Annotated in this window: 2 protein-coding genes; both read left to right on the top strand. The window is 71.4% G+C overall.

The genetic code is table 11. The features are described from left to right. Nucleotides 1-3479, top strand: a 3479-nt coding sequence (locus tag ADBZ6I_RS15065; RefSeq protein ID WP_526385220.1) for an SDR family NAD(P)-dependent oxidoreductase, incomplete at its 5' end; no start/stop codon positions are given. A gap of 5 nt (nt 3480-3484) precedes the next feature. Further along, nucleotides 3485-6532: type I polyketide synthase (locus ADBZ6I_RS15070; RefSeq protein WP_526385222.1), on the top strand; the 3048-nt coding region annotated here is incomplete at its 3' end.

The following is a 6532-nucleotide window of genomic DNA, read 5'->3' on the forward strand; positions in this document are numbered from 1 at the left end:
TCGCCGGGGCGTTGACCCCCGCCGAAGGCTTGACGGTGATCGCCACCCGGTCGCGGCTGATGTCGCGGCTGTCCGGTCAGGGCGCGATGGCACTGCTGGAACTCGACGGGGCCGCCGCCGAGGAATTGCTCACCGGCTATGCCGACGTCACCGTGGCGGTGGAAGCCTCGCCCACCCAGGTGGTGATCGCCGGTCCGCCCGACCAGGTCGACGCGGTGATCGCGGTGGTGTCCGCCCAGGACCGGCTGGCCCGCCGGGTCGAGGTGGACGTGGCCTCGCACCACGCGATCATCGATCCGGTGCTGGGCGACCTGCGCACCGAACTGGCCGGGCTGAACCCGCAGAAGCCGAGCATCCCGGTCTTCGTCACCACCGGTGGGCGGGGCACCGGCGGGCAGGAGCGCAGCGACTCGGGGATGGAGCCTGAGACTGCGTTCGACGCCGGCCACTGGGTGGACAACCTGCGCAACCCGGTGCGGTTCACCCAGGCGGTGGCCGCCGCCGGCGCCGAGCACGGCACTTTCATCGAAGTGAGCCCGCACCCGGTGCTCAGCTACGCCATCGACGGCAGCGTGGAAGGTGTCCACCACCACACGCTCGGGACGCTGCAACGCGACACCAACGACACACTGACGTTTCGGACGAATCTCAATGCCGCGCATACGGTTCGGATGCCGGAACTGCCGCACCCGGCCGAACCCCGCCCGATGCTGCCGGCCACCCCGTGGCATCACACCCGGCACTGGCTGACCCCGGACGCGGCTGTGCCGGCGCACAGCGCGTCCGCCGCCGCTGCCGCCCCGGCAGGCGGTACCGCCGGCGGTACGGGCGACTGGTTCGCCGAATTGGCCTGGCCGGTCAAGGAATTGACCCTCAAGGAATTGTCCACAGCGCCGGCTCAGGGCCGGTGGCTGGTGATCGGCGACGGCGCCGCCACCAAACCGTCCGCCGCGGCTGAGCTCGCGGGCCTGTTGGGTGCCGGATCGACGGCGCTGGACGCCACTGTTCTGGACGAGGACGGCGACCACGCCGCGCTGCGCCAGGCCCTCGCCGGGGCCGGGCATGTGCTCTACGCGCCCGCGGCACACCCGCGCCTCGACGTAGCGGCGGCCTACCGGCTGTTCCACGCCGCACGCCGGCTGGTCGGCGTGCTGGCCGCGATGCCGCAGCAGCCGAAGCTGTTGGTGCTCACCCGCAACGGTCAATCGGTCAGCGACAGCGAACGCGCCGACCCGGCGCATGCGGTGCTGTGGGGCATGGCCCGCACCATCCGGCTGGAGCATCCGGAGTTCTGGGGCGGCATCGTCGATGTCGACGAGGCCGTGCCGGCCGAACTCGTCGCCACAATCCTGGCCGCCCAGGCCGCCCACACCGGCCGTGACGACCAGGCCGTCCACCGGCGCGGGCTGCGCCATGTCCCGCGGCTGCAGCGGCGGGCCGCGCCCGCGGTCGCGCTGACCCGGCTGGAGAGCGACACCAGCCATGTGGTGATCGGTGCCACCGGCAATGTGGGGCCGTTCCTGATCCGCCAGCTCGCCGAGATGGGTGCCTCCACCATCGTCGCGGTATCCCGAAGCGGCACAGCGCAATCCGAGGAACTGCAAGCCGAGCTGACCGCGGCGGGCACCAGGCTGGTCGAGGTGGCCGCCGATGCCGCCGACGAGGCCGCCATGACGGCGCTGTTCGACCGGTTCGGCAACGACCTGCCGCCGTTGGAGGGCGTCTACCTTGCCGCGCTGTCCGGCAACGAAGCGCTGCTGACCGAGATGACCGACTCCGACGTCACCACCATGTTCGGTTCCAAGGTGGACGCCGCGGCGGTGCTGCACCGGCTGACGCTGCGGACCCCGGTGCGCCGCTTCGTGCTGTTCTCCTCGATCACCGGCATCATCGGATCCCGGTGGCTGGGCCACTACACCGCGGCGAACACCTACCTGGGTGCGCTGGCCTACACCCGCCGCGCCCTGGGCTTGGCGGCGAGCGTCGTCGAATGGGGCCTGTGGAAGAGCTGGGCCGACGCCCAGCCGTCGACCAAGGCGGCCGGGCTCACCCCGATGCCCAACGATGTTGCCATCCGGATGATGCCCGCGGTGCTGAGTCCCGACGCCGGCGTGCAGAGCATCGTGGTGGCCGCCGACTGGCCCCGGCTGGCCGAGACGTATCAGATGCGTGCTCCGATGCCCGTCATCGACCGCTTGCTGGGCGGCGATGGGTTCGGCGACGCCGACGGGATCGAGGGGGTGTCCGCCCCGGCGTTCGGCACCCTGCTCGGCGACCCGGCCGTGGACGCCGGCCCGGTGCGCACCTGGCAAGCCCGCCTGGTTCCCGACGCCAAGCCCTACCCGGGCGGTCACCGGGTCCGCGGCGTCGAGGTGGTCCCGATGTCGGTGCTGCTGCAGACGCTGGTCACCGCGGCAGCCCCCGGCGTCCTGGGCGATGTCCGGTTCGAGTACCCGGTCGTGGCCGAGCAGTCACGGGTGATCCGGGTGGTCCGCCAGGGCGGCGCCGACGGCGAGAGCCTGACGTTGTCGTCGGGCGCCGGACCCGACACCCCGGCTGACCGCTGGACCCGGCACTCCAGTGCCCGGATTCTGCAGCAGCTGCCGGAGGTCTCGGCGGACAGCGCCACCGAGGTGCCCGAACTCGCCGGGGACCCGACGTCGATGGCCGATCTGCAGCGCACCGTCGGTGTCGACGGACAACCCTTCCCGTGGTCGGTCACCGGCTGGGAGCCGGCGCCGGGCGGCCTGCGCGCGACCGTCACGCTGCCCGAACCGTCGGCGGCGGCTGTGCTCGACGCCGCCGTCTATCTGGCCCGGGTGGTGGACAACTCGACCGCGCTGATGCTGCCGGCCGCCGCCGAGGCGCTGGCGGCCGCGGCGGGCCCAAAAATGAAAACTAAGGTCCCGTCCGAGATCGTCATCGAGGTCTGCCGGCGCACCGGCACCGATCTGGTGGCCGACGTCCGGGCGCACACCCCGGACGGCACCCTCTGGCTGGACCTGCGCGGACTGCGCTACGCCCAGGTGGACTCCGTCCCGGTTGCCGACGCCGGGCCCGAGTCGGCACCGGTGGATGTGCCGGACTGGTCGGCGATGACGGCCGAGCAGGTCGTCGGCGAACTGCGGGTCCGGCTGCGGGCCATCCTGGCCCGCGAGCTGGGCATGCCGGAGGCCGCGGTGGATTTCGACCGGCCGTTCCCCGAACTGGGCCTGGACTCGATGATGGCGATGACCCTGCTGCGCGACGCCAAGCAGTTGGTCCAGAAGGAGCTATCGGCGACGATGCTCTGGAACAACCCGACCGTCAGTGCGTTCGCCGAGCATGTGGCGGGCCTGCTGACCCCAGAGCCGCAGCCCGAGCCGGAACCGGTCGAGGACGTCGCCGAGGAATCGTTCAGCGTGCTCGACGCACTCTTCGACAGCGTGGAATCAACGGCCAGCGTGGAATCAACGGCCAGCGTGGAAAGTGAAGGCTAGATCCGATGAAGACCATCTTCGACAGGATCTCGGCCATGACGGCCGAGCAGCGCACCGCGCTGACCGAGCAGTTCGACAAGTCCTCCCGAATCTCCGGCGCTGAACCCATCGCGGTGATCGGGATCGGCTGCCGATTCCCCGGCGGCGTCACCGGACCCGAGTCGTACTGGGAATTCCTGGACAACGGCACCGACGGCGTGACGATCACGCCGCCGGACCGCTGGGACGCCGAGGCGTTCTATGACCCGGACCCGATGGCGCCGGGCCGGATGCCCTCCAAGTGGGGCGCCTACCTGTCCGACATCGCCGGCTTCGACGCCGACTTCTTCGGTATCTCCCCGCGCGAAGCCGTCGCTATGGATCCGCAGCAGCGGCTGGCGCTGGAAGTCGCCTGGGAGGCGCTGGAGAACGCCGGGTTGCGGCCCGACCAGCTCGGCGAGACCCGCGCCGCGGTGATGATGGGCGTGTACTACAACGAGTACCAGAGCGCCGCGGGTGGCAACCCCGCCACCATCGACGCCTACTCGGCCACCGGTAACGCGCACAGCGTCACCGTCGGGCGGATCGCCTATCTGCTGGGCCTGCGCGGACCGGCGGTGGCCGTGGACACCGCGTGCTCGTCGTCGCTGGTGTCGGTGCACCTGGCCTGCCAGAGCCTGCGGATGCGCGAGAGCGACCTGGCGCTGGCAGGCGGGGTCAACCTCAGCCTGCGGCCGGAAACCCAACTGGCGCTGGGCAAGTGGGGCATGCTATCGCCCCGCGGCAAGTGCAACAGCTTCGACACCCAGGCTGACGGGTTCGTCCGGGGCGAGGGTGCCGGAATCGTCGTGCTCAAGCGGCTCACCGACGCTGTCCGCGACGGCGACCGGGTGCTGGCGGTGGTGCGCGGATCGGCGGTCAACCAGGACGGCCGCTCCAACGGCCTCACCGCGCCGAACGCCCCGGCCCAGCGCGACGTCATCGCCCGCGCGCTGCGCGCCGCCGACGTCACGGCGGCGTCGGTGGACTACGTCGAAACCCATGGAACCGGAACTCCACTCGGTGATCCCATCGAATTCGACGCGCTGGCGGCGGCGTACGGCCGCGGTGAGGTGCCCTGCGCGCTCGGTGCGGTGAAGACCAACATCGGCCACCTCGAAGCGGCGGCCGGTGTCGCCGGACTGATCAAGGCAGTTCTGGCGCTGCGGCATTCGCGGATCCCTCCCAACCTGAACTTCGCCGAATGGACCCCGGCGATCGACCCGTCGTCGACCCGGTTCTTCGTGCCCACCACCTCGACGCCGTGGCCCAAGCACGACGGCCCCCGCCGGGCCGGTGTCTCCTCGTTCGGCATGGGCGGCACCAACGCCCACATCGTCCTGGAGCAGGGCCCGGCCTCGCAGTCCGCGGCGCCCACCGGTCCGGCGGTGACCACCCTGGTGGTCTCCGGCAAGACCGCGCAGCGGGTGGCCGCAGCCGCCGGCGTGCTGGCCGACTGGATGATCGGCCCCGGCAGGTCTGTGCCGATCGCCGAGGTGGCCGAAACCCTCAACCACCGGAGCCGTTTCGGCATCGTCGCGACGGTGTCCGCGCGCAGCCACGACGACGCGGTCGAGGGCCTGCGGGCGCTGGCCGCCGGTCAGCCCGGCCCCGGAGTGGTCGCCTGCCACGAGGCCTCACCCGGACCGGGCACGGTGTTCGTCTACTCCGGTCAGGGAGCGCAGTGGGCCGGCATGGGCCGGCAACTGCTGGCCGACGAGCCGGCGTTCGCCGCGGCCATCGACGCCCTGGAGCCGGTCTTCGTCGACAAGGTCGGCTTCTCGCTGCGCCATGTCCTGCAGGTGGGCGAACCGCTGACCGGGATCGCCCGGATCCAGCCGGTCCTGGTCGGGATTCAGCTGGCCCTGACCGAGTTGTGGCGCTCCTACGGTGTGGAACCCGACGCCGTCATCGGCCATTCGATGGGCGAGGTGACCGCCGCGGTGGTGGCCGGGGCGCTGACCCCCGCCGAAGGCCTCGACGTGATCGCCACCCGGTCCAAGCTGATGTCGCGACTGTCCGGCCAGGGCGCGATGGCACTGGTGGAGCTGGACGCCAAGGGCGCCGAGCGGCTGATCGCGGACTACCCGGACGTGTCGGTCGCCGTGTACGCCTCGCCGACTCAGTCGGTGATCGCCGGACCACCCGATCAGGTCGACGAACTCGTCGCCACGGTGGACGCCAAGGGCCTGCTGGCCCGCCGGGTGGAGGTCGACGTGGCTTCGCATCACGCGACCATCGATCCGATCCTGCCCGAACTGCGCTCGGCGCTGGCCTATCTGGAGCCCGACGGTCCTACCATCCCGGTGATCAGCACCGTCGAAACCTCCGGCAGCACAACGATGTTCGGTGCCGATTATTGGGCGGCGAACCTGCGCAACCCGGTCCGGTTCAGCCGCGCCGTCGGTGAGGCGGCCACCGACCACGCCACGTTCATCGAGATCAGCCCGCATCCGCTGCTGACCCACGCCATCAGTGAATCCCTCGGCGCGAAGAAGGCGCGGGTGTCGGGCACCGTCAACCGTGACCACCCGGAGACGCTGACCTTCCACACCCAGCTGGCCGGGGTTCGGCCGCCGGCCACCGCCCAGCCCGGCGGGCGCAGGGACCTGCTGGTGGACCTGCCGCCCACACCCTGGCTGCACACCCGCTACTGGATGCAGACCGCCTCGGTGGGAAGGGAATTCAGCGGAGCCCACCCGCTGCTCGGCATGCACGTCGAGCTGCCCGCCGGCGGCGTCCACGTCTGGCAGTCCGATGTCGGGACCGAACTGCACCCGTGGCTGGCCGACCACAAGGTGCACGGCCAGCCGGTCATGCCCGGAGCCGGGTTCGCCGAGATCGCGCTGTCCGCCGGCTGTGCGGCTCTCGGCCGGCCGGCCCGCGAATTGCGGCTGTCGCGGCTGGAAGTCGAGCAGATGCTCCCGCTCGGTGAACAGACTCGGCTGACCACCCAGCTGGTACCGGATGACGACGGCACCGCCCGGGTGGAGATCCACTCCCGCTCCGCGACCGGGAACTGGACCCGCCACGCG

Origin of the sequence: Mycobacterium sp., assembly GCF_044342925.1 — a bacterium.
In the GTDB taxonomy this organism is placed as follows: domain Bacteria; phylum Actinomycetota; class Actinomycetes; order Mycobacteriales; family Mycobacteriaceae; genus Mycobacterium.